At 27.7% G+C, this 21290-nt stretch carries 21 protein-coding genes; 5 read left to right on the top strand and 16 right to left on the bottom strand.

Features of this window, described 5'->3' with window-relative positions; translation table 11 throughout:
- Positions 1-26 precede the first annotated feature (26 nt).
- The 3 genes from ACYQ1T_RS08700 to ACYQ1T_RS08690 form a co-directional block, all read right to left on the bottom strand.
- Positions 27-263 carry a Veg family protein gene (locus ACYQ1T_RS08700; RefSeq protein ID WP_459833989.1) on the bottom strand — a complete coding sequence of 79 codons (237 nt, stop codon included), beginning with the start codon at positions 261-263 and terminating at the stop codon, positions 27-29.
- Positions 264-575: 312 nt separating this feature from the next.
- Positions 576-1460 carry a sporulation peptidase YabG gene (gene yabG / locus ACYQ1T_RS08695; RefSeq protein ID WP_459833987.1) on the bottom strand — a complete coding sequence of 295 codons (885 nt, stop codon included), beginning with the start codon at positions 1458-1460 and terminating at the stop codon, positions 576-578.
- A 90-nt stretch (positions 1461-1550) separates the two neighbouring features.
- Complete coding sequence (locus tag ACYQ1T_RS08690; RefSeq protein WP_459833985.1) at positions 1551-2549, bottom strand: CotS family spore coat protein; 999 nt, start codon at positions 2547-2549, stop codon at positions 1551-1553.
- A gap of 105 nt (positions 2550-2654) precedes the next feature.
- Between ACYQ1T_RS08690 and ACYQ1T_RS08685 the strand changes: the two genes are divergently transcribed.
- Positions 2655-3776: a glycosyltransferase family 4 protein gene (locus ACYQ1T_RS08685; protein ID WP_459833983.1), complete on the top strand. Its 1122-nt coding sequence runs from the start codon at positions 2655-2657 to the stop codon at positions 3774-3776.
- A 43-nt stretch (positions 3777-3819) separates the two neighbouring features.
- On the opposite strand, the gene ACYQ1T_RS08680 is transcribed toward ACYQ1T_RS08685, so the two are convergent.
- The 3 genes from ACYQ1T_RS08680 to ACYQ1T_RS08670 are packed head-to-tail and all read right to left on the bottom strand — an operon-like array spanning position 3820 to position 6640.
- Positions 3820-4866 (bottom strand): CotS family spore coat protein, encoded by a 1047-nt coding sequence (locus ACYQ1T_RS08680; RefSeq protein ID WP_459833981.1) that lies wholly within the window; start codon positions 4864-4866, stop codon positions 3820-3822.
- Positions 4859-5641 (bottom strand): hypothetical protein, encoded by a 783-nt coding sequence (locus tag ACYQ1T_RS08675; protein ID WP_459833979.1) that lies wholly within the window; start codon positions 5639-5641, stop codon positions 4859-4861. Before ACYQ1T_RS08675 ends, ACYQ1T_RS08680 begins: the two co-directional genes overlap by 8 nt.
- A 3-nt stretch (positions 5642-5644) precedes the next feature.
- Positions 5645-6640: a CotS family spore coat protein gene (locus ACYQ1T_RS08670; RefSeq protein WP_459833977.1), complete on the bottom strand. Its 996-nt coding sequence runs from the start codon at positions 6638-6640 to the stop codon at positions 5645-5647.
- A gap of 153 nt (positions 6641-6793) precedes the next feature.
- Here ACYQ1T_RS08670 and ACYQ1T_RS08665 point away from each other — a divergent pair, with 153 nt between their 5' ends.
- Positions 6794-7921, top strand: a complete 1128-nt coding sequence (locus tag ACYQ1T_RS08665; RefSeq protein ID WP_459833975.1) for a glycosyltransferase family 4 protein — start codon at positions 6794-6796, stop codon at positions 7919-7921.
- Here the strand turns inward: ACYQ1T_RS08665 and ACYQ1T_RS08660 are convergent.
- Positions 7891-9033, bottom strand: coding sequence for an ABC transporter substrate-binding protein (locus tag ACYQ1T_RS08660; RefSeq protein ID WP_459833973.1), 1143 nt, complete (start codon positions 9031-9033; stop codon positions 7891-7893). The genes ACYQ1T_RS08665 and ACYQ1T_RS08660 overlap by 31 nt on opposite strands.
- Positions 9034-9169: 136 nt before the next feature.
- Here ACYQ1T_RS08660 and ACYQ1T_RS08655 point away from each other — a divergent pair, with 136 nt between their 5' ends.
- A complete protein-coding gene (locus tag ACYQ1T_RS08655; RefSeq protein WP_459833971.1) occupies positions 9170-10057 on the top strand; it encodes a LysR family transcriptional regulator in 888 nt (295 codons plus the stop codon).
- Between the two features lie 9 nt (positions 10058-10066).
- Here the strand turns inward: ACYQ1T_RS08655 and ACYQ1T_RS08650 are convergent, their stop codons facing one another.
- The 4 genes from ACYQ1T_RS08650 to ACYQ1T_RS08635 form a co-directional block, all read right to left on the bottom strand.
- Positions 10067-11032, bottom strand: coding sequence for a polyprenyl synthetase family protein (locus ACYQ1T_RS08650; RefSeq protein ID WP_459833969.1), 966 nt, complete (start codon positions 11030-11032; stop codon positions 10067-10069).
- A 21-nt stretch (positions 11033-11053) separates the two neighbouring features.
- Complete coding sequence (locus ACYQ1T_RS08645; protein ID WP_459833967.1) at positions 11054-11566, bottom strand: Gx transporter family protein; 513 nt, start codon at positions 11564-11566, stop codon at positions 11054-11056.
- A gap of 10 nt (positions 11567-11576) precedes the next feature.
- Positions 11577-11957, bottom strand: coding sequence for a NusG domain II-containing protein (locus ACYQ1T_RS08640; RefSeq protein WP_459833965.1), 381 nt, complete (start codon positions 11955-11957; stop codon positions 11577-11579).
- 170 nt (positions 11958-12127) lie between these two features.
- The gene (locus ACYQ1T_RS08635; protein WP_459833963.1) at positions 12128-14008 is read right to left on the bottom strand and encodes an FAD-dependent oxidoreductase; all 1881 of its coding nucleotides are present in this window, start codon (positions 14006-14008) and stop codon (positions 12128-12130) included.
- Between the two features lie 317 nt (positions 14009-14325).
- On the opposite strand from ACYQ1T_RS08635, the gene ACYQ1T_RS08630 reads away from it, so the two are divergent.
- Together ACYQ1T_RS08630 and ACYQ1T_RS08625 are read left to right on the top strand one after the other, a co-directional pair.
- Positions 14326-14745 (top strand): FMN-binding protein, encoded by a 420-nt coding sequence (locus tag ACYQ1T_RS08630; RefSeq protein ID WP_459833961.1) that lies wholly within the window; start codon positions 14326-14328, stop codon positions 14743-14745.
- Positions 14746-14855: 110 nt separating this feature from the next.
- Positions 14856-15911, top strand: a complete 1056-nt coding sequence (locus ACYQ1T_RS08625) for an FAD:protein FMN transferase (RefSeq protein WP_459833959.1) — start codon at positions 14856-14858, stop codon at positions 15909-15911.
- Positions 15912-15965: 54 nt separating this feature from the next.
- On the opposite strand, the gene eutH is transcribed toward ACYQ1T_RS08625, so the two are convergent.
- From eutH to tsaD, 5 genes are all read right to left on the bottom strand, one after another.
- On the bottom strand, positions 15966-17051 hold the full coding sequence (gene eutH, locus ACYQ1T_RS08620) for an ethanolamine utilization protein EutH (RefSeq protein WP_459833957.1): 1086 nt from the start codon (positions 17049-17051) through the stop codon (positions 15966-15968).
- 121 nt (positions 17052-17172) lie between these two features.
- A complete protein-coding gene (locus tag ACYQ1T_RS08615) occupies positions 17173-17592 on the bottom strand; it encodes a carboxypeptidase-like regulatory domain-containing protein (RefSeq protein WP_459833955.1) in 420 nt (139 codons plus the stop codon).
- Between the two features lie 137 nt (positions 17593-17729).
- Positions 17730-18962, bottom strand: a complete 1233-nt coding sequence (locus ACYQ1T_RS08610) for a S1C family serine protease (protein WP_459833953.1) — start codon at positions 18960-18962, stop codon at positions 17730-17732.
- Between the two features lie 174 nt (positions 18963-19136).
- Positions 19137-20159, bottom strand: coding sequence for an alpha/beta fold hydrolase (locus tag ACYQ1T_RS08605; RefSeq protein ID WP_459833951.1), 1023 nt, complete (start codon positions 20157-20159; stop codon positions 19137-19139).
- A 28-nt stretch (positions 20160-20187) separates the two neighbouring features.
- Complete coding sequence (tsaD, locus tag ACYQ1T_RS08600) at positions 20188-21198, bottom strand: tRNA (adenosine(37)-N6)-threonylcarbamoyltransferase complex transferase subunit TsaD (protein ID WP_459833950.1); 1011 nt, start codon at positions 21196-21198, stop codon at positions 20188-20190.
- Between the last annotated feature and the right edge of the window lie 92 nt (positions 21199-21290).

The raw sequence follows: 21290 nt of genomic DNA, 5'->3' as shown, positions 1-21290 counted from the left end.
ACTTCGAATTATCGAAGTTCTATGTTCTATAAAGCAAAATCTAATTGTACTGTCTTTGTTAATACGTCTGAGTAACTATATGTTACCGTCCTTTGGGCGTCACTTTCTAATCTAACTACGAAAATGCTTGGATGAGCACTTTCAATTACTCCGTTGTTTACTAGGATCTTTTTTCTCCCACCGTTTGCTTTCAAAGTTACCTTATCACCAACGTGGTCCTCGATATCTCTTTTAATTGTGGCGATAGTCTTTATTTTTTCCATATAAACACCCTCTTTCCATGTATAATTATATCTTAGATTGATTTTTTTGTCAAGTAAAATTTCAATTTTACCACCATTGTATATACTTGTCAATGTAAACTTTTACCTAATTTCCTACTAAAATATACATTTATTATTATCTCTATATTTTTTCTTTTTATACACTAATATATTAAAAAGCCTTAAACTCATTATATACTCTCATTCTTTATTAGTATTTCTTAAGTTTTAATATTTACTAGTTATATATAAATTTTAAAAAGACTATAAATTTATATATAAACTTATAGTCTGTTAATAATATATTTAAAATTAAATATATGATGATTTAGGATATCCTTCTCTGTACTTCCCCCTAGTTTGTAGTCCTCCTATTCCTTTTATACCAGTAATAGTGTTATCAATTACATCTGTTATTGACACAACTTGATCTATTCTTGTATAAGCTATTTTTTCGCATACAAATACCGGGTCTAAACAATGTATTAAAACCCTACTAGGAGAACTTGCAAAATTAGCTCCTGCATCTAGCATACACTCATAACAACTTTGACAAGCTCCTGCAAATATTACTAACTCATCATAACTTGAATTATAATTTCTTAATGCTTTTACTGAATCAATATAATATCTTGAATTTCTATAATTATCTAAATTTAAATAATCATCTGTAACCTTTAAAACACCATCATGTCCAGTTAAAACTACTATATCAGGTTTTATTTCTTTAACTAGATCTACTATTACTGTAGGTTGTTCTCTCTCTGTTACAGCTCTTCCAACTGCATCTAATGATAATTGCTTATAAACTTTAAGACACGCCTCTAGATACTCGCTATCTCCATCAACATGAAGTATTTTCCCAGGTCTTCCAAATATTAATTCTTTGTTTGTCGTGGGTTTCTGACTTTTACTCCCCCTACTGCCAATAGCTTTCATTGCTTCTTTATCGCCCCTTAAAGATATCGCTTTTTTTATCGCTTCATTTACTCTAGTATTTAATATTTTTTCTTTTGTCCCTACAAATCCATTTTCTACTTCTTCTAAATCATCTTTTTTTGAGTCTGCTATTATTCTAATGCTTATACCTTTTAAAATATATATAGGATTACCAGCTTCATCTTCCTTAATATCTATTATTTTAAATGTAATATCTTTATCATAAGATTTTCTAACAACTAAATCTCCTATAACCATTTGCTACCTCTAAATAATTATTTATATTTATTTTATGTTAGCAAATTACTATTTGTCCTAAAAAAAATAAAAAAGTGCAAAAGCACTTTTTTATTCAATTGAATATTCATTTTTAAATTCTTCTAAAAACTTTAACATAAGCTCTTGTTCTGATATTATTGATTCAATTTTATTGCTAAATGTATTTTGTCCCCAGTTAACTTCATTATAATAATATCTATTGGCTAATCTCCAATATCTTTGTGGAAATTGAAGATATGCGTATAAAACTTTATATTCTTCTTTTTTTAATGGTGAAACTTCATTATACGCTTCTATAATACCTTTAGCAAACTCTATATTCCAATCCACTCTCTTTAAAACCTTAATCATAAAGTTTGAAATATCAAATACTCGTATCTCTCGTTTACAATAATCAAAGTCAATAACATGTACATCATCTTTATTTAAAATAATATTATGATAAGTAAAATCATGATGACAAAAACTCTTTTCTTCTTCTGCAACTTCACATAATCTTTCATAATCTGATTCTAATAATGTTTTTAAGGCTTTTTTTGCAATTTCCTTATAAAATTCCATTGATTTTATATATAACAAATCAAAACTATTTTTATTATTCTTTTTCCTTACCATATCTCTCATTTTATCAAATGACTTAATTCTTTTGCTCATAAGGTGAGGCCATCTACCTAAATCACTTTTTAGTTTTGAATTTTCTGGAGGATCATACCCTTTTGAGGCTTCATGCATTTTTGCTAAAGTTTTAGCTGCAAGTTTAACCTCGTCTATGTTATGAAAATCACATTCTCTTCCTTCTAACCACTCAGATAATGTATAAAGATCCTCATTTACTAGGGCATATGGTTCCCCATCTATGTTTAAAAAATACTTGTCTACGCTGTCAAATCCATTCTTAACTAAATGCTCCTTAGCACCATAAACAAATAATAACTTTTGTGGTCCATAGTTTATTTTCTTTAAACATCTTTCTCCCTTATTGCTTTTAAGATAGTAGACCCCTTTGTTTGCTTTAATAACTTCAATTTTCATATCGAATTGTCTTTCTATTTCAAATTCTCTCATCATAGTGCTCACCCCCTTTATATTTATATGTATATATCTATTCTTTTATTAACATTTTTAGACTTTCTTTAATATAATAAATTAAAAACAATGTGAAAGGATTAAATCATGAAGATAGGCATTGATGGAAGAGCTGCTAAATGGTATCGAGGGACAGGAATCGGCACATACACTTATCAGCTTATAAACAGTTTAAATAAGGTTGATACAAATAATGAATACTTGATTTACCTACCTGAAGGCTCTGCCCTTAAATTAAGTGACAATTTTAAGATAGAGCCTGTTAACGCTACTTCTAGCGCTAATTTTTGGGATGAAGTTAGAATTCCAAATTCCCTAAAAGATAGCGAAATGGAACTTTATCATGTTCCTCAGAATGGAGTAGGGCTTCTTAAAGATATCCCATGTCACAAAGCTATAACTTTGCATGATATAATCCCACTGAGAATGCCAGAAACTGTAAGTGATAGATACCTAAATATTTTTAATAATGAGCTTCCACAAATTATAGACGCTTGTGATGGTATATTAACTGTTTCTGAATTTTCAAAGCAAGATATAGCAAAAGAATTTAATTTTCCAGAAGATAAAATATTTGTTACTCATCTTGCTGCTGAGGATATATACAGACCTTTAAGTAAATGTCAGTGCAAAAAAATTATTCAAGAAAAGTATGGTATTAAAGAAGATTTTATTCTATATGTAGGGGGTTTCAGTCCAAGAAAAAATATTTTAGGTATTATAGAGTCCTTTTCCCTTTTAAATCCAAGTTTAAGAAAAAATTTAAAGCTTGTTATAACTGGTAAGAAGGGAATTTCATATGATAAATATAAAACTCGTACTGATGAATTAAAAATAAGTGATAATGTGATTTTTACAGATTTTATACCATTAGAAAATCTACCATTATTTTATAATGCATCTGAGCTATTAGTTTATCCATCATTTTATGAAGGCTTTGGTTTACCTCCACTTGAAGCAATGGCATGCGGCACTCCTGTAATTGCCTCTAACGTTACTTCACTTCCTGAGATATGTAGTGATGCTGCTTTATTAGTTGATCCATATAATATAGATGAATTAACCTATGCTATGGAACGTGTTTTAAATGACAGTCTACTAAAGCTTACTATGATTAGAAAAGGACTTATAAAAAGTTCTAATTACTCTTGGAAATATACAGCTATAGAAACTATAAAAGCCTATGAAAAAATGATATTTCATAAGTAAATACCATAAATTAAAGGGTCTCTATATGAGACCCTTTAATTTATTAGTAAAAAAAATCATTAAATTCTTCAACAAATTTTACTAGAAATTCTTTTCTATAACTTTCATTTTCCAACTTATTATTTAATCTATTTAGAAATACTTCATACTCCCAAGATTTTTGTTTATAATAGTAATCTTTTGATATTGTAACAAAATCCTTTGGGAATGTAATAATTGCATACAGTAATTTTATTTCCTCTTTATCTAATTTAGCTACTTTATTATATGAATCAATTATGGATTTAGCTTTTTCTATATCATAGTATGAGTTTTTAATAACCTTAATCATATAATTTGCTATATCTACTACCCTTGTATCAATTTGACAATAATCAAAATCTATTATTTTTACCTCTTCACCATCTATTATAAAATTATGATGAGCTAAGTCATTATGACATAATACTCTTTTATTATCATCTTCTAATATTGAATGATATTGGGAAATAGCTAATAACTCAATGGATTTTTCTATTTCCTTAATGCTATAATCTACATTTTCCATAAATAACTTATCAAAGGTATTTTTATATCTAAACTTACTAACATATTCTTTTATATTTAATAAGTCCACTTTACTTTCCTCTAAATATTTAGGTAAATATTTCCCTACATTTCCTTTAATATATTTATCATCTAAATTTTTAAATATATTAATTGATGCATTATGCATTTTAGCAATACTTTCAGCACACATTTCTATTTCTATTGGATTAGTAAATGTTGCTTCTCTTCCTTCAACCATATTTAAAATTACATATATATTTTCTCCCCATTTCTCATAAATTTTATCCTTTTTATTTTTATAATAGCTTAATACATTTTCATATTTGGGGGAAATATATTTTAAAGCATTATCTATAAATTCTAATCTTTCAGCACTTGAGTCTACCATCTTTAAAATTTTTTTTCCATCCTTTGTAGATATAACAAATACCTTTCTTAAAGGTATTATATCTTCAACCTCAATTCCAATACTATTAAAAAATTCTTCACTTAAATCATATTTACAAAGTGTATTTTTATCAGTATATTTTAATCTATTCACTCATAACTCCCCCTTTATAAATCATATATTTTTTATCAATATTAATAGCATTTTTAAACTCAATTACAAATTCTTCTTCATCCATAGTAATTTTCCCATCAATATACTTTTCCCATATTTTTAAACTTTCTAGTGGATAAGAACAAACGCCTTTTAAATATTCAATACTATCTCTTTTTAATGAAGTTCTTTCAATATATTCTTCTATATAATTATCTATATCTAAATTTATATCCTTTCTCTTTAATCTCCTTACATAGCAATATAAATCATGCTCCTTTAGGTTATATGTAAGGTATTTTATAGTTCCTATTTCAAGTTTTCCATCTTCTCTTTTTCTTAAATTACCCTCATCAACCTTTATTAAACATACTTCATAGGATCTCATACTTCTCTTTATTAACTCCTCATAATTATTAGAAAGTGTATTGAATATAGATTCTTCAGCTGCATCTAATAGGACTTTACCCTGTTTTTCTAGAATACTTTCTAAAAAATTACTACTACCTTTTTTCTTTATTCTATTTAAATCTTTTTTTAACTTTAAAACTTGTCCCTTAAATCCCTCTATATCTTTGCCTATACTAGCTCCTATCCTAGGAATTAAATTCTCTTTATATCCATCAATATATTCATGAAATATTGCTATATTTTCTACTTGATTTAATATATCTTTATTACTTTTTACCTTTTCTATATCATTTTTCTTATTTGATATTACTATATCTCTTTCTTTAAAATATAAATACAAACCATTATCTTTTATATAAACCACCCCTTACTTAAAGAAGGATTCTATAAACTCTTCTCTATTATTTCTATCCATTAAATATTTATTTATTTTCTTTATAAAGAACTCTTCTCCCCAAGGTTGTTGCTCCCAATAATATTGAAGACCTATTTGCCAAAATCCTTGTGGAAACGATATAAATGCCTTCATTAATTCAAGTTCTTCTTCATAAATATTATTTGATTTACAATAACTATTTAAAATAATACTACCATTATCACAATTCCAATGCCCATTCTTCATTGTTCTTATTATCAAAGAGGAAAGATCATGTATATGAGAATCTAAAATACAATAATCAAAATCTATTACGTTTATATTATTATTTTCATCTATAAGTACATTATGGTGTGCATAATCATGGTGGCAAAATCCTCTTTTTAAAACTTCTCTATCCATTAGCTCAATATATTTGCTTTTTTTAAGGTAAAGTATTGCTCTACTCCCTCTTTCAAGTTCTTCATTAATTGCATTTAAATAAATACTATCAAACTCTGAATTGTACGCTTTTTGATTTATTCTATTTTTAAAATCTAATATTTCCTTACATCTAGTTTCAAAAACATTCCCCCAAGAATACCAACCTATTCTTGGATTCATATTAGATTTTAATACAAATCCTTCACTGCATTTATGCAACTCTCCAAGTTTCTCTGATACTCTCATTAATTCTTCAATATCATAGTAATTACTATTTCTAGCTTTTATCCATTTAGTAACGTAAGCATAACTCTTATCTAACTCTATAAATAAATTTCCATCTTTAGTAGGCATAATATCTGGAGTACTTTTAAATTCTTTTTGCTTAAGATGATTTATTGCTGAAATAATAAAATAAAAATGAGGGTATTGATATTTAATAACTTTTACACAATATCCTCCATCCTTTGTTACTATTTTATACGCATTTTTAACTTTCTCTATACTTTCTACCTTTAATGAATACCTCTCTTCTATGGTTTTCTTTATATCAAAAAGCTCCATATTCTTCTCCTTATGATTTCTTCTATGTATTATATGAATTTATATATTCTAGTGTGTTTATTATCACAGAATTTAATTATTAATAATATTTTGTTATATAAAGATAAAAAGTTAATATCTATAATATATAGAGTAAATTTAGGAGGAAACTTTATGAGAATATCAATGGATGCTAGAGGCATTAATATGTATAACGGAACTGGTATTGGGACATATACTGAAAATTTGTTAAGAGAACTTTTATCCTTAGATAAAATTAACGAATACACATTGTTTTGGACAGGAGAAAATTATGAGAGCTTTAAAAATAATAATAGTAAAATAGTTTTCACCTCTAGGAAACATGGTGCTTTTTATGAGAATTTTTACTTTCCTAATTTTATAAGTAACAATAATATAGATTTACATCATATTCCTCAAAATGGAATGGGCTATTCATCAAATTATTCAAATAATTGTGTTGTAACAATTCATGATTTAATTCCTTATGTATTGCCTGAAACTACTGGTCGTGGGTATTTAAGAAGGTTTTTAAAAGATATGCCTGCTATAATTAACGATTCTAAAGGTATTCTTACTGTTTCAGAATATTCTAAGCAAGATATACTTAAGTTTTTTAATCATATTCCTGAAGAAAAAATATTTGTAACACCTTTAGCTGCAAATTCTAGCTTTAAACCTTTAGATAAAGAATATTGTAGAAATTATGTTAAAGATAAATTTAATATTAATAAACCTTATATATTGTACATAGGAGGCTTCAGCACACGTAAAAATGTAAAGGAATTAATATTAGCATTTAATAAAATAAACAAGGATTTAAATACTCCTCATGTTTTATTATTAGGTGGATCCTTAAAAGATGAAGGTAAAAAATTATTTGACCTTGTTAATTCACTAAATATTCAAGATAGTGTAATTTTCACTGGCTTTTTATCTGATTTAGATCTTCCAATTTTATATAATGGAGCAGAAGCATTTATATATCCATCACTTTATGAAGGCTTTGGATTGCCACCATTAGAAGCTATGAGTTGTAAAACTCCTGTAATAACCTCAAATCTTACTTCTATACCAGAAGTAACTGGTGATACTGCAATATTAATAGATCCATTTGATAAAAACGCTTTAGCTCTAGCAATTGTCAACTTATTAAATAATGAATCTTTAAAGGAGGATTTATCTAATAAAGGTTATAAAAGAAGCCTCCAATTTTCATGGAGGCATACAGCAATCAAAACATTAGAAGCTTACGAGTCAATTTCAAAATTTGAAGAGTAAATTTCTTGTATAATATTTTTATATAAATCATAATTTTCTATTTTAGGGGCCCTTTCAACTATATTACATAGTATTAAGAGAGGGCTTGAATTTTCTATATTTTCAATATCTTTTTTAGTTACCTTATTACTATATGCATAAACTGAACTTGGTATAAAGTTATTTTTTCTTAATTCTTCTCCTAAAATCTCTTTATTATTTGCCGAATAAGCAATAAATTTTTTTATAGCTTCATTATTACTATTATCTCTTTTTAATACAACTAGACTTTTACCGCCTATATCATAAAACTTATTTTCACCTGGATTTATACTTGGTGGTGTCTTACATATCCATTTTACATTTTGATCACTCTCACTAATTACCTTTAGCATTTCATGGGAGCTAATACTTGCTAAATAATTACTGTCTCCATACTTACTAACTAATTCACTATTATATAAATCATTTAATTCTTTTATAATTATATCCTTATTATTTTTACTTTTATCACTTATCATTTGAGCGGTTAATAAAAGGGATATATCTTTCATATCTTTATAAGAAAATATCCTTATTTCTCCATTAGTTTTATTATATATTTCAGTTCCTATATTTAAAATATCTTTCCAAGTATTTATATCCTCTATATCATAACCATATTCTTTAATAATATCCTCTCTTATGTAAAGGGCTATTGGTCTTGATGTAAATGGAATTCCATAATAATCTTCATCTACAATCACCTGCTGTAATCTATTCTTATGAAAATTATTACTATATGTTTCTATAATCTCCTTATTTCCATCAGCCATAACTATTTTATCTTTTAATTTTTCTATTTCTATAAAATCGAATAAAGCAATATTAGGTAGCTTATTATATTCTGAATTAACTATCTCTTTAATATAATTTTTTTTATCTATATTAATTATATCAATATTAACTCTTTTATTACTTTTTTTAAACTCATCAGCTATTTTTTGAAAGTAACCATATGTTTCATTACTTGTCCAAACCGTAATATCACCTTTTACAATTTCTTGTCTTTTATACGGTGCTAATAAAGTTATTAAACTTACACAGGCTAAAAAAATAACTACTCCTAATATTCTCTTTTTCTTTTTTTTCATAATAGTTTCTCCCTATAAATATGATACCTTTAATTATACACTATTAAAATTACTTTATAATAGTAATAATTTTGATTTTTACTTAACTTTTTATTATAATAATCTAATATAACAAATTAATAGATTGGAGAATATTATGCATATAGATAGTTTAAAGTTTTTTTATGAAGTTGCGAAATCTAAAAGTATTTCTACTGTAGCTAAAAATTCTCATATATCTCAATCAGCTTTAAGCCAACAGCTTTTAAAGATAGAAAGTAAACTAGATGTTAAACTTCTAAATAGAAGTAATAAAGGAGTTAGCTTAACTCCTGAAGGTGATATATTATTTAAACATACTGAAACAATAATAAATACATATAATAAAATGTTAGAAGAATTATCCAGCTTATCTAAAAAGAAAAATTATATTTCTATAGAAGCTGTAGAATCTATAAGTTCAAGTATTTTACCCTATTCTATATCTAAATTAAAAAAAATCTATAATTATTATACTATAAACCTAAATACTATAGATTGTTGTTCAAATATAAATTTACTAAATAATATATGTGATATTCATATATGCTATAAAAAACCTGAAGAACATACTGGGCTAATTACAAAAGAGCTTGGTATAGATGAATTATTACTTGTTTCTAACATTAATTTTCCTAATAATTCCATCACAAAAGATGAGTTATTGTCAACCCCACTTATAATTACTTCTGATAAAGAATGTTTAAGAAATTCACTATGTAATTGTTTAAATTGTTCTGATGAAGATTTAGATAGTCTAAATATTCTATATACAACAAATTCTTATTTTTCTGCACTTAACGGGGTTTTATCTTCTAAAGCCATTACATTTATCCCCAAAAGCATTTACAATAATTACTGTTCAATTACATCAATAAAAAAAATAGATATAGTTGACTTTAAAATTTATTTACCTCTTTATTTAAACTATTTAGATTCTTTTTATAAAAATAATTCAGAGTTTATAAAGTCTCTTAAAACCATAATAAAAGGCTTCTTAATTTAAAGAAGCCTTTTAATATGTTCTAAGTAATAGCCATTGAGCTATTTGTCTTAATACATCCCTATATTCATTTTCTGGTAATTTATCTATACCATTAAAGCATTTATCCATATACTTTTTAGCTAAATCTTTAGCATCTTCTATTCCACCATTTTCTTTAACTATTTGTATTAATTTAAAGACTTCCTCATCTGAATAAATATCTTTTCCTATTAATCCATCAAAAGCTTTAGGATTTTTCTTATAAGCATAAATTATAGGAACAGTATATATTCCTTGCTTTAAATCATTTGCTGCTGATTTTTTAATACTTTCATCATTTCCTTCATAATCTAAAATATCATCTATAATTTGAAATGCCATACCTAAATTATGACCTATTTTTCCAAGTTCCCTACTTATTTTTTTATCAGCATTACACTCTGCAGCTCCTAAATATAATGATATTGAAAATAGTTCAGCTGTCTTTCCTGATATTCTACTTAGATAATCCTTAACTGATAGTTTCATTGAAAATCTAGAATTTAACTGATTAACCTCACCCATACATATTCTAGACATAGCTCTTGAATCAACCTTTATTGCTTGAAGAGATGAATTTGTAGCTAATATCTTAAAGCAAACACAAAATAAATAATCTCCTATATAAACTGCATAATCTTTACCATATTTTGATTGTATAGTTTCTTGACCTCTTCTTAATTTAGAGTCATCTATTACATCATCATGAACTAAAGTTGCCATATGAAGCATTTCTATAACTGCCGCTGTTGGAACTGCTTTTTTCTTGTCTCCATCTCCAAATTTAGAGCCAATTAATACAAAAGCTGGTCTTAATAACTTTCCACCTGATTCTATTAACTCTAAAATTGAATCCTGAATTTTTTTATCTTTACATCTAACGTTGCTTTTCATTAAATTTATTACTTCTATAAGTTCCCCTTTTAAATTAGGGTACTTGTTCCAAATCTTATCCATTACAATCCACCTTTTCATCTATTATCTAAACATAGGTAATTTAGATAAATGCTTTACCATATAATTGGCTGTAATTCCAATAAAAATTCCCGTTACTATTCCTATTGTTGATAATACCGGCAAATATAACATTACTCCTATGTTTTTAACAATAATAGATGCGATTATTAACTGCCCTACATTATGAAATATAGCTCCAGCAGAACTAACCCCTATAATGCTAACTTTATCCTTAAATACTTCCTTAACGAATATCATAGATAAATAGCTAAATATACCACCTGTTGCACTATACATAAATGATGATAAATTACCACCAAACATAGTGCCTAATGTAAGCCTTAAAAATAAAACTAAAAAAGCATCTTTTTTGCTGTCTAAAGTATATAAAGCTACAACTGTAATTAAATTAGCCAGTCCTAATTTCGCTCCTGGTGTTACAAAGGGAACCGGAATCATTCTTTCTATAATATGAAGTACCAAGGCCTGTGCTACTAGTAATCCAATATATACTATTTTATTAGTTTTTCTCATAGCCGTCTCCTTAATGAGATATAATTATATCATCTTCAGTTTCTCCCTTTATTTGTATCATAAGTCTATTTGGTAAACAAACTAAACTTTCTCCAGGCTTTTCTATAAACTCTGGATTCATACAAACTTTATCTGGACAATCTGCTTCTATTATACCTATCTTATTATCTTTTACAATTATTACATTCTCACCATATTCGGTTTTAATATCTAAAATATCTTCACCAGCATGTGCTGATAACGGCACATTTTTATAATGTTTCCCTGCCACTGTTATTTCTGCATATGTACTATTATACCCATTTTTTAAAATAACGCCTAAAATCACTTCTGGAATAAAAGACATTATCATTAAAAATACTATTATTATAATATCCCATTTTTTAAACATATAAATTCCTCATCTCTAATTTTTATTTAAATAGATGATTTTGTTATTATGTTTTCCTTTTAAAAAGTATACATACACTAAAAGTTTTATAAGGTAGAACCCTCTAGGCTCTACCTCATATAAATTCCTTATTTTGCAGTGTATTACTTATTTCCTACATCTACTTTTATTTAGTTTTTATATAATGGTTGCTTCTTACCATGCCAGAAATTATCTGCTATTCTTGTAATCCAAGGCATTATATAGTAATCTAATCCAAATGTTCTACCTGCACCACCCATTAAAGCGATTGATCCAAAGAAGAACCATAATATATCCCAACCAGCCATAGCACATAACACAAAGTTAATAACCATACCAGCTGAAACTCCACTCCAAATGAAAGTGAATAAACCAACTATTAAACATAATCCCATTCCAATTTCCATTAAAACAACAAGTCTTTGGAACCAAACAGCTATTTCTGGATTTGGCATCATTATTTGCATAATTGAAGCATACCAACCTGGTACTTCTTTAAGAATTGGAGCTGCAAATTCTTTTGCTGTTTCTGCACCTTCTGCTGCTGCTGAGGCACCTGTAGTTGCATCATGTAACCAAGTAAATGGCATTTTAACATTTCCAGCTTTAACCCAGCTATCAGAACCTATTTTAATATTATCTATAAATCCACTTATTCCTTTAGCTTTCCACATAGATTCCCAAGTACTATCACCAACTAATTTCTTAAATCCTTCTATTGCCCATAAAGAACCAATGTAAACTCTTAAAGGAATTGTCCATAATCTGTTAGCTTTTGATGATAAATGACCTCTCATTATAGATCTTCTATCTTCCATAGCAAAGAATTCATGCTGTAAGTAACTATAAATTGCATGTACATCATTTACTTCATATAAATAATGTATATTAACTAAATGCTTCATTATCATTGCAAAGAAACCTGATAATTTCATTCCCATTAAGTTAGCAACACAATATCTTCCACCAATAGAAACCATAAATCCATGATATGCACCCTTGAATTTTTGCATTTCTTTATTTTCAATTGAAGCAATTATATTTTTAACAACTGTATCAGCTGTTTGAACTGCAGCCTCAACTATTTGAGGTGTTCCTTTTCCAGCTTCCTCTTCAAAGTAAGCCATATCCCCAACTACAAATACGTCTTTCTTTCCAACTGCTTGCATAAACTCATTAGTTTGTAGTCTTCCTGCTCTAGCAGTTTCTAGTCCATATTCCTTAGCTTCTTGGTTACCTTGAATACCACATGTCCATATTAAAGTTTTAGTTTTTATTTCTTCACCACTCTTAAGAACTATCTTATCTTCTGTCACTTCAGTAATTGGTGAATTTTTTAGTATTTGCATTCCATGCTTAAGCATATACTTTTCAGCCTTATCAGCTTGCTTTCTATCAAGCATGTTTAGGATTGTGCCCATAGCTTCAACAACTTTTAAGCTAACTTCTGCTTCATCTACATTATATTCTTTAGCTAATCTTGTCTTCCACTCTAAAAGCTCTCCTGCCATTTCTATACCAGTAAATCCTGATCCTGCTACTACAAATGTAAGCATTTCTTTTCTTTTAGACGCACTTCTTTCTAAACTTGCTTTAGCAAACATATCTTGAATATGCTTTCTTATTTTCATAGCATCTTCAAATGACCAAAGAGTAAATCCATTTTCTTTAACTCCTGGAACTCCAAAGAATGCTGGTTCACTACCAGTACCTACTACTAAATAGTCATATTCATATTTTCCATATGTAGTTTTTACTACTTTTTTATCTGTATCTACATCTTCTATTAAATCTGTAACTACTTTTACTTTTGATTTTCCAAATATTTTACATAATTCAACTTGAACTGATTCTGGATGTACTCTACCACCAGCCACTTCATGTAATTCAGTCATTAAAGTATGATATGGATGTTTATCAATTAATGTAATCTCCACATCACTATTTTTCTTGTACTTCTTAGCTAATTTTTTAGCTGTACGTACTCCACCGTATCCTGCTCCAAGAACAAGTATCTTATTAGTCGACATACTGTACCTCATCCCTTCATTAAATAATTCTAAAATAGCATATTTAATTGTATATACTATTTTAAAATATGTCCATATTCTAGCTAGAAGTTTTTTGTGGTTTTTTTAACAAAATTAATTCACCAAATTTTAATTCTAAATATCGTTACCCTTTATTATAACACGGTTTTACCTAATTGTCTTTTTTTTAACATCATTAGATATACTTATACACCATAAGAATAATGAATATCATTTCATTGTTAGATTGTGTATAATTAAATTTAGTTGAAAGAGTTTTCAACTAATTTAATAGTATTTTAAGGGGGATTTTTCTCATGAAATCAAGAAAAGTTTTAGGTTTAGTTGCTGTTGCTGCTTTAGCTGCTACAGTGTTCGTAGGTTGTGGTAAAAAAGAAGATGCTGCTAAATACAAAGATGGAAAATATGAAGCTACATCAGCTGCTGATGAAAGAGGATATAAGGGAACTATTGCTATCGAAGTTAAAGATGGTAAAATATCTACAGTTAAGTATGATGAAGTTAAAGAAGATGGAACTGCTAAATCAACTGATAAAGAATACAATAAGCTAATGAAAGAAAAGGTTAAAGCTAACCCTGAAGAAGCTTTCCCAGCTTTAGAAAAAGCATTAGTTGACAAGCAAGATCCATCAACTGTTGATGCTGTTACAAATGCAACAAAATCTTCAGATGCATTTAAAGATTTAGCTGCTAAGGCTTTAGAAAAAGCTAAATAATATATAATTTTATACATAGACTTTAGGATTCAATTCCTAAAGTCTTTTTGTTATGTTATTATTAATATTGCTAATAATATTATTACTTTTAAAATTTAGGAGGTCTATTTATGAAGCTAATAAATAAAAAACATATAAATTTATTATCAATTTTCTCCTTGTTAATTTTTTCTCTTTCTTTTTCTACAGGTTGTGTAAAAAATAACAAAGATATCGCTCCTTTATCGAAAAGCGAGATTTTAATGGGAACTGTAGTTAAGGTTACTATTTACGATAACCAAAAAGAGGAAATTTTAGATAAAATTTTTAATAAGGTAAAAGAACTAGAAAATACCTTAAGTATTAATGAAAATGGAACTTTAGTAGATAAAATAAATGAATCTGCTGGAAAAGCTCCTGTTAAAGTTGATGATGATACATATACTATTATAAAAAAAGGTTTAGAATACTCTAAATTATCAAATGGGCTTTTTGATATAACAATTGGACCAATAGTAAAACTTTGGAATATAGGATTGCCAGAAGCTAAGGTGCCTAGTCAAACTGAAATTGACTCAAAACTTCCATATATAGGCTATAGTGATGTTATTCTTAATGATACTGATAAAAGCGTATTTTTAAAAAGAGAAGGAATGATGTTAGACCTTGGTGGCATTGCAAAGGGCTATACTGCTGATGTAATTTCAAATATTCTAACTGAAAATAATGTATCTAGTGCAATTGTTGATCTTGGAGGAAATATTTTTGCTCATGGAAAGAAAATTTCTGGTGATAAATGGAGAATCGGAATACAAGATCCATTTTCTACTCGTGGTGATATAATAGGAAGCATTTCAGTTATAAATAAATCTATAGTTACTTCTGGTATTTATGAAAGATTTATAGAGGAAAATGGAGTAAAATATCATCATATTTTAAGCCCATCAAATGGTTTTCCTTATGATAATGAGTTAGCTGGAATAACAATTGTTAGTAATAAATCAATTGATGGTGATGCTCTTTCTACTTCTGTATTTGCAATGGGTGTTGAAAAAGGACTGGAATTTGTAAATTCACAACCTGATATAGATGCTATATTTGTAACTAAAGATAATAAGGTTTATATTACCTCTGGCTTAAAAGATAATTTTAAAATTACAAACGAAGCATTTAGTTTACAAAATTAAAACACTAAAAATCCATTATTATAGAAAATTTAATTCCTATAATAATGGATTTTTTTAATTTATGATTTTTACATCTTCTTTTCTCATAATAAATAATGCTAATAATACAGCAAATATTCCACATAATAGCTTTACTATAATATATATTACTACAATTTCTTTAGCCTCTGTAGCAACATAACCTAACTGACCACCTAAAACATATGCTCCTGCTACTGAGAAAGCAGAGCAAACTACCTTTCCTTTATCATCTAACTCATCAAAGGTTGAAAAAATTATAATAGCTGAAGCTAAGCTTCCTATTAGAGCTGCTATAGATGAAGAATTTATTCCTACTTTATCCCTTATTTTTTCTAATTTACTATTTAATAATTTTTTTATTATTTCTAGCATTACATATGCCCCACCTAAAAATATAGCTATTTTACCAACTGTAGTTAACGCCTCTTCTATCGGAAGCAAATTTTCAACTAATACTATTCCCGTTATAGATGTAAATCCTTGAACTCCTAATCCTATAAATCCTATAGTTACTATAAATTTTCCTCCCCATGTAAAAATAGTTATTACCTTATCAATTGATATGTATAATCCAATTGATATTGCTATAGCTAATATAATAATAGGTGCTAAATTTATTATTATCATACTTAATGGAATTTTTAACATTATTCCTCCAATAAATAACCCAACTGGTAATGTAATAACACCACATAAAATTCCTTTACACAGTAAAGGGAAATGTTTTTTATTTATTATTCCAAGAGCAAGAGGTAATGTAAAACTTATAGTACACCCTAGTATAGATGCAATTAATACTCCTGAAAAGTATATAAGCTCTTTGCTTTGCGATATATTATTTGCAATATTAAATGCTCCCATGTCTATTGCTATAAAGCTTGATGAAATTATAGATGGGTCTATTCCTACCTTAATAGTAAATGGTACAAAATACTTTAGTATAAAATCTGATATTAAAGGTGTAATTGAAAGTATCCCTATCATAGATAACCCAAGAGCCCCCATACTTTTAATACCTTCTTCAAAATATTCACCTAATTTAAATTTATTTCCTAAAATATAATCTAAAACTCCAAATATAAAAAATACTCCTACTGTATATAAAACTATTTTCTCCATAATATCCCCTTTTTTATTTCATTAATATCTATTAGATTTTATCAAATTTAATAGATACAAAAAAGCCCTTTACATAAAGTAAAGGACTTTTTTGTCATTAAACTAATTCAGTTATCTAACATTAATCTTCACATGATGAAGGATTTTGATATGATTTTGGTCCTGGACATGGATTTGGATTACATCCACTACAATCATGTTTTCTTATACAATCGCCATTATATGCATTAGTCTTTAATTGAGCATATTTTATTACAATATTATCTTTATATATTTTTAGCATATATTTTGTATGAGGACATAGTGGTCCTAATAAAAATTGGCCATGACAGTCAGTAAATGTATGAGTTAATGGATATGGGTACTTACATCCTTCAACTACTTGTAATAGCTTAACTACAGCATCCGCTACTGGATCTCCATTAGCATCCAAAACTGTTCCAAATATAACTGATCTTTTCTCCTCTGGTAATCTTACTACAGCCTCTATTTGTTCATTACATCCTGTTTTTAATTCGCATGATGTTATCTTTCCGCTCATAATTTTCCCTCCTAAGTTCTAAAGATTTAACTCTTATGCTTCCATTTTATGCATATACAAAAAAAATGTTCCCTGTATTCTTAACAGAGAACATTTTAAATATATTAGTATATTGGGATTTATTATGCTTATAATTTTTACTTAGATGTTAATTGTAAATCAAAAGTCTTAGTTTCTTTATTTCTAACTACTTCAACTTTAACTATATCTCCTTCTTTTTTAGAGTCTCTAATTTCTTTTAACTCATTAAATGTTTTTATTTTCTTTCCATCAAATTTAGTTATTATATCTCCACCTTTTATACCTGCCTTTTCTGCTGGTGAAAATTGTGTTACTTCAACTACATATAAACCTTCTGGCATTTCATATTGTTTTGATAATGTTTCATCAACTTCTCTTATTGACACACCAAGATTTAATATTGGTTTTGATAATGATTCTATTCTTCCTTTTACTTCATTTATTGGAATTGAAAATCCTATTCCTTCAGCTTCTCCACCTAGCTTTAAAGTGTTTATACCTACAACCTCTCCTTTTGTATTTATAAGAGGTCCACCACTATTTCCTGGATTTATTGGAGCATCAGTTTGAATTAAGTTTAACTTAATTCCATTTTTAGTTTCTACATTTCTATTTATAGCACTAACTAATCCACCAGTAACTGTTTGTGAAAAATTCTTTGAAAGAGGTGTTCCTATTGCAAGAACTTGTTCTCCTGGTTTAAGTGCATCAGAATCTCCTAATTCTACTACTGCTGGTACTTTTATATTATCATCAACTATTTTAAGCATTGCTACATCTTGATTTTTATCAAAGTTAACAACTTTAGCCTTTACTTCCCTCTTATCACTTAATGTAACTGTAACTTCTTGAGCACCTTCTATAACATGGTAATTAGTTAGTATATTTCCTTCTGCATTTATAATAAACCCTGATCCTATCCCCTCTACTTCTTGAGGAATAAATCCACCATAATTAGTTACACCCTTACTAGAAACTATTACAACTGCTGGCGCAACTTTTTCAAATGCCTGAGTAGCACTTAGTGCTTGACCTGAGGTTTCAAATACAGGTGGATTACTAATTGTATTCTTATTTTTATCAGTATCTAAATTTCTCATTGCAAAATAAGTTGTACCTCCACCAATAATGCCTCCTAGTAGTCCAACAACTACCATAATAGCAATGCTCTTCATAGTCCCACTTTTTCTACTTTTTTTATTTTCATCATTACTATTAAATTTATAATTATTATTGCATTCTTTATATGAATTATTTTCTTCATTTAAATCTGACGCTACTTCCTCCCCCTTACTAGCTACATTTTCATAACTATTTACATCATATATTTCTTTATTATCTTCATTCATATCACTTATCCTCCTAAACTTAACTTCTCTTTACAATTATTAATATACCCCCTTTTTGTGACAATTATATGGCACTAAATTTATAAAATGTAAAAATAATAAAAACAATATGCTAAACTAAAAAAAGAACTGACTAAAAATGAGTTTAAAAGTCATTTTAGTCAGTTATCTTTACTATTGTTTTTTTTCTTTTTTCTCTATATCATTTGCTTGTTTTATAACTTGCTTTATACCAGTAACAATAGTTTCTGGATTTTCTATTGATATAAAGTTACTTTCTGCTGTAGTTTTATAGCATTTAGTCAATTCTTTATCACCTAAATTTATTAAACTCTCTTGTCCATCTTTATAAACTAAATAATATGGAATTCCTGGAAAGGCACCTTCATATTGACTATTATTTTCTCCGCTCGTTAAATTGCTTAACTCATTATCTACAGCTTCAGTATAATTACTTTTTGTTCTATGTACATTAAATTCTTCTAATATGTTTTCATCATCTATTTTATCTTCAAATCCATATATTTTACAATCTAAATTTACTTTATCTAATATAGTTGTAAAACCTATCTCAGAGCCTAATTTTTCAACTTTTCTTCTTACCATTTCTAATCTCTTATCTTTTTTAAACTCCTTAGAATTTATTTCACTTTCTACCACTGGATTTACAAGTACAACTCCAGCAACAGTCTCTGGATATGCTTCAACAAAGTTACTAATTACTAAACTTCCATATTCTTCACCAACTAGTATATACGGTGGTGGTGCTGCTGCCTTTCTAAGTAAAATTTTTAAATCCATTGCTTGTTCTTTTGGAGTTCTTTTTGATCCTCCATCACTATAACCATAACCTTTTCTATTATAAACAAAAGTTGTAACGTCATTTAGCTCTACATTTAAAGATTCAACTACCTTATTCCATTGATTTAAATTTGCACCTATATTACCATCAAATACTATAGTATATTTTCCTCCTCCAGACATTTTATAATCTAATCGTTTTTCATCTACCCTTGTATAATTAACCTTGGGTTTTAATGTCTCCTTAGCTATAAAATTACTGATTCTCTGATATATAAAGCCAACTAATAAAATTATAATAAGGCTAATAGCAATACCTTTAATAATATCTTTTGGCTTTAGCTCCCTTTTCATATTAACTTTGTATACCCCATTTGAGTGTGGTAAATGCTTCATTTTACACATCTCCCCTTATATTTATACACTATAGTTTTAAATTTGGTTTAGCATTTAAGTTTAAATCACTAATATTTCCATTTATAAAGTTAAAATATGCTGCACTCCCAATCATAGCTGCATTATCTGTGCATAAAATTGGTGATGGGAATAGTACTTCTATTCCATATTTTGAAGCTTCCTTTTCTAAAGCTGCTCTTAAAGCTGTGTTTGATGCTACTCCTCCAGCTATTGCTATTTTATCAGAATTTGTTTGTTTACATGTTTTAATAACATTTTGTTTTAAAACATCTATTACTGCCTTTTGGAATGATGCTGCAACATCAGCTTTATTTATTTCTATATTTTGCATTTTACATTTATTTAAATAATTAAGCACTGCTGATTTAACTCCACTAAATGAAAAATCTAAAGTATTTTCATGAAAATTAGCCTTTGGAAATTCAATTGCATTTTCATTTCCTTCCTTTGCAAGCTTATCTATCTTAGGTCCCCCTGGATATCCAAGACCTAATGATCTTGCTACTTTATCATAAGCTTCTCCAGCTGCATCATCTCTAGTTTGACCTATTACTTCATATACTCCGTAATCTTTAACATAAACTATGAAAGTATGTCCTCCTGATACAACTAATGATACAAATGGTGGCTTTAACTCTTTATGCTCTATATAGTTTGCACAAATGTGACCCTCTATATGATTTACCCCAACTAATGGTTTTTTGGATGAAAAGGCTAATCCCTTTGCATACTGTAATCCTACTAATACTGCCCCTACTAATCCAGGTCCATAGGTAACTCCTATTGCATCAATTTCATCTAATGTTATATTTGCTTTTTCTAATGCTTCTTTAACTACTTTATTTATTACCTCTATATGCATTCTTGAAGCTACTTCTGGAACTACCCCTCCATAAAGCTCATGAGTTGAAATTTGAGAGGCTATTACATTAGATAAAACTTCTCTTCCATCCTTTACAACAGCTACTGATGTTTCATCACAGCTAGACTCTATAGCTAAAATTAATTTTCTTTCCATAAATTTATCCCTCAACTTTTATTATAGTACTTTAATAATACATGTATTATACTCTTTTAATAAATTATTATCAATTTATAGAACTTGTTAAA

It is taken from the genome of Clostridium carnis, assembly GCF_054657435.1.
This window is presented reverse-complemented; position numbering and strand designations above follow the sequence as displayed.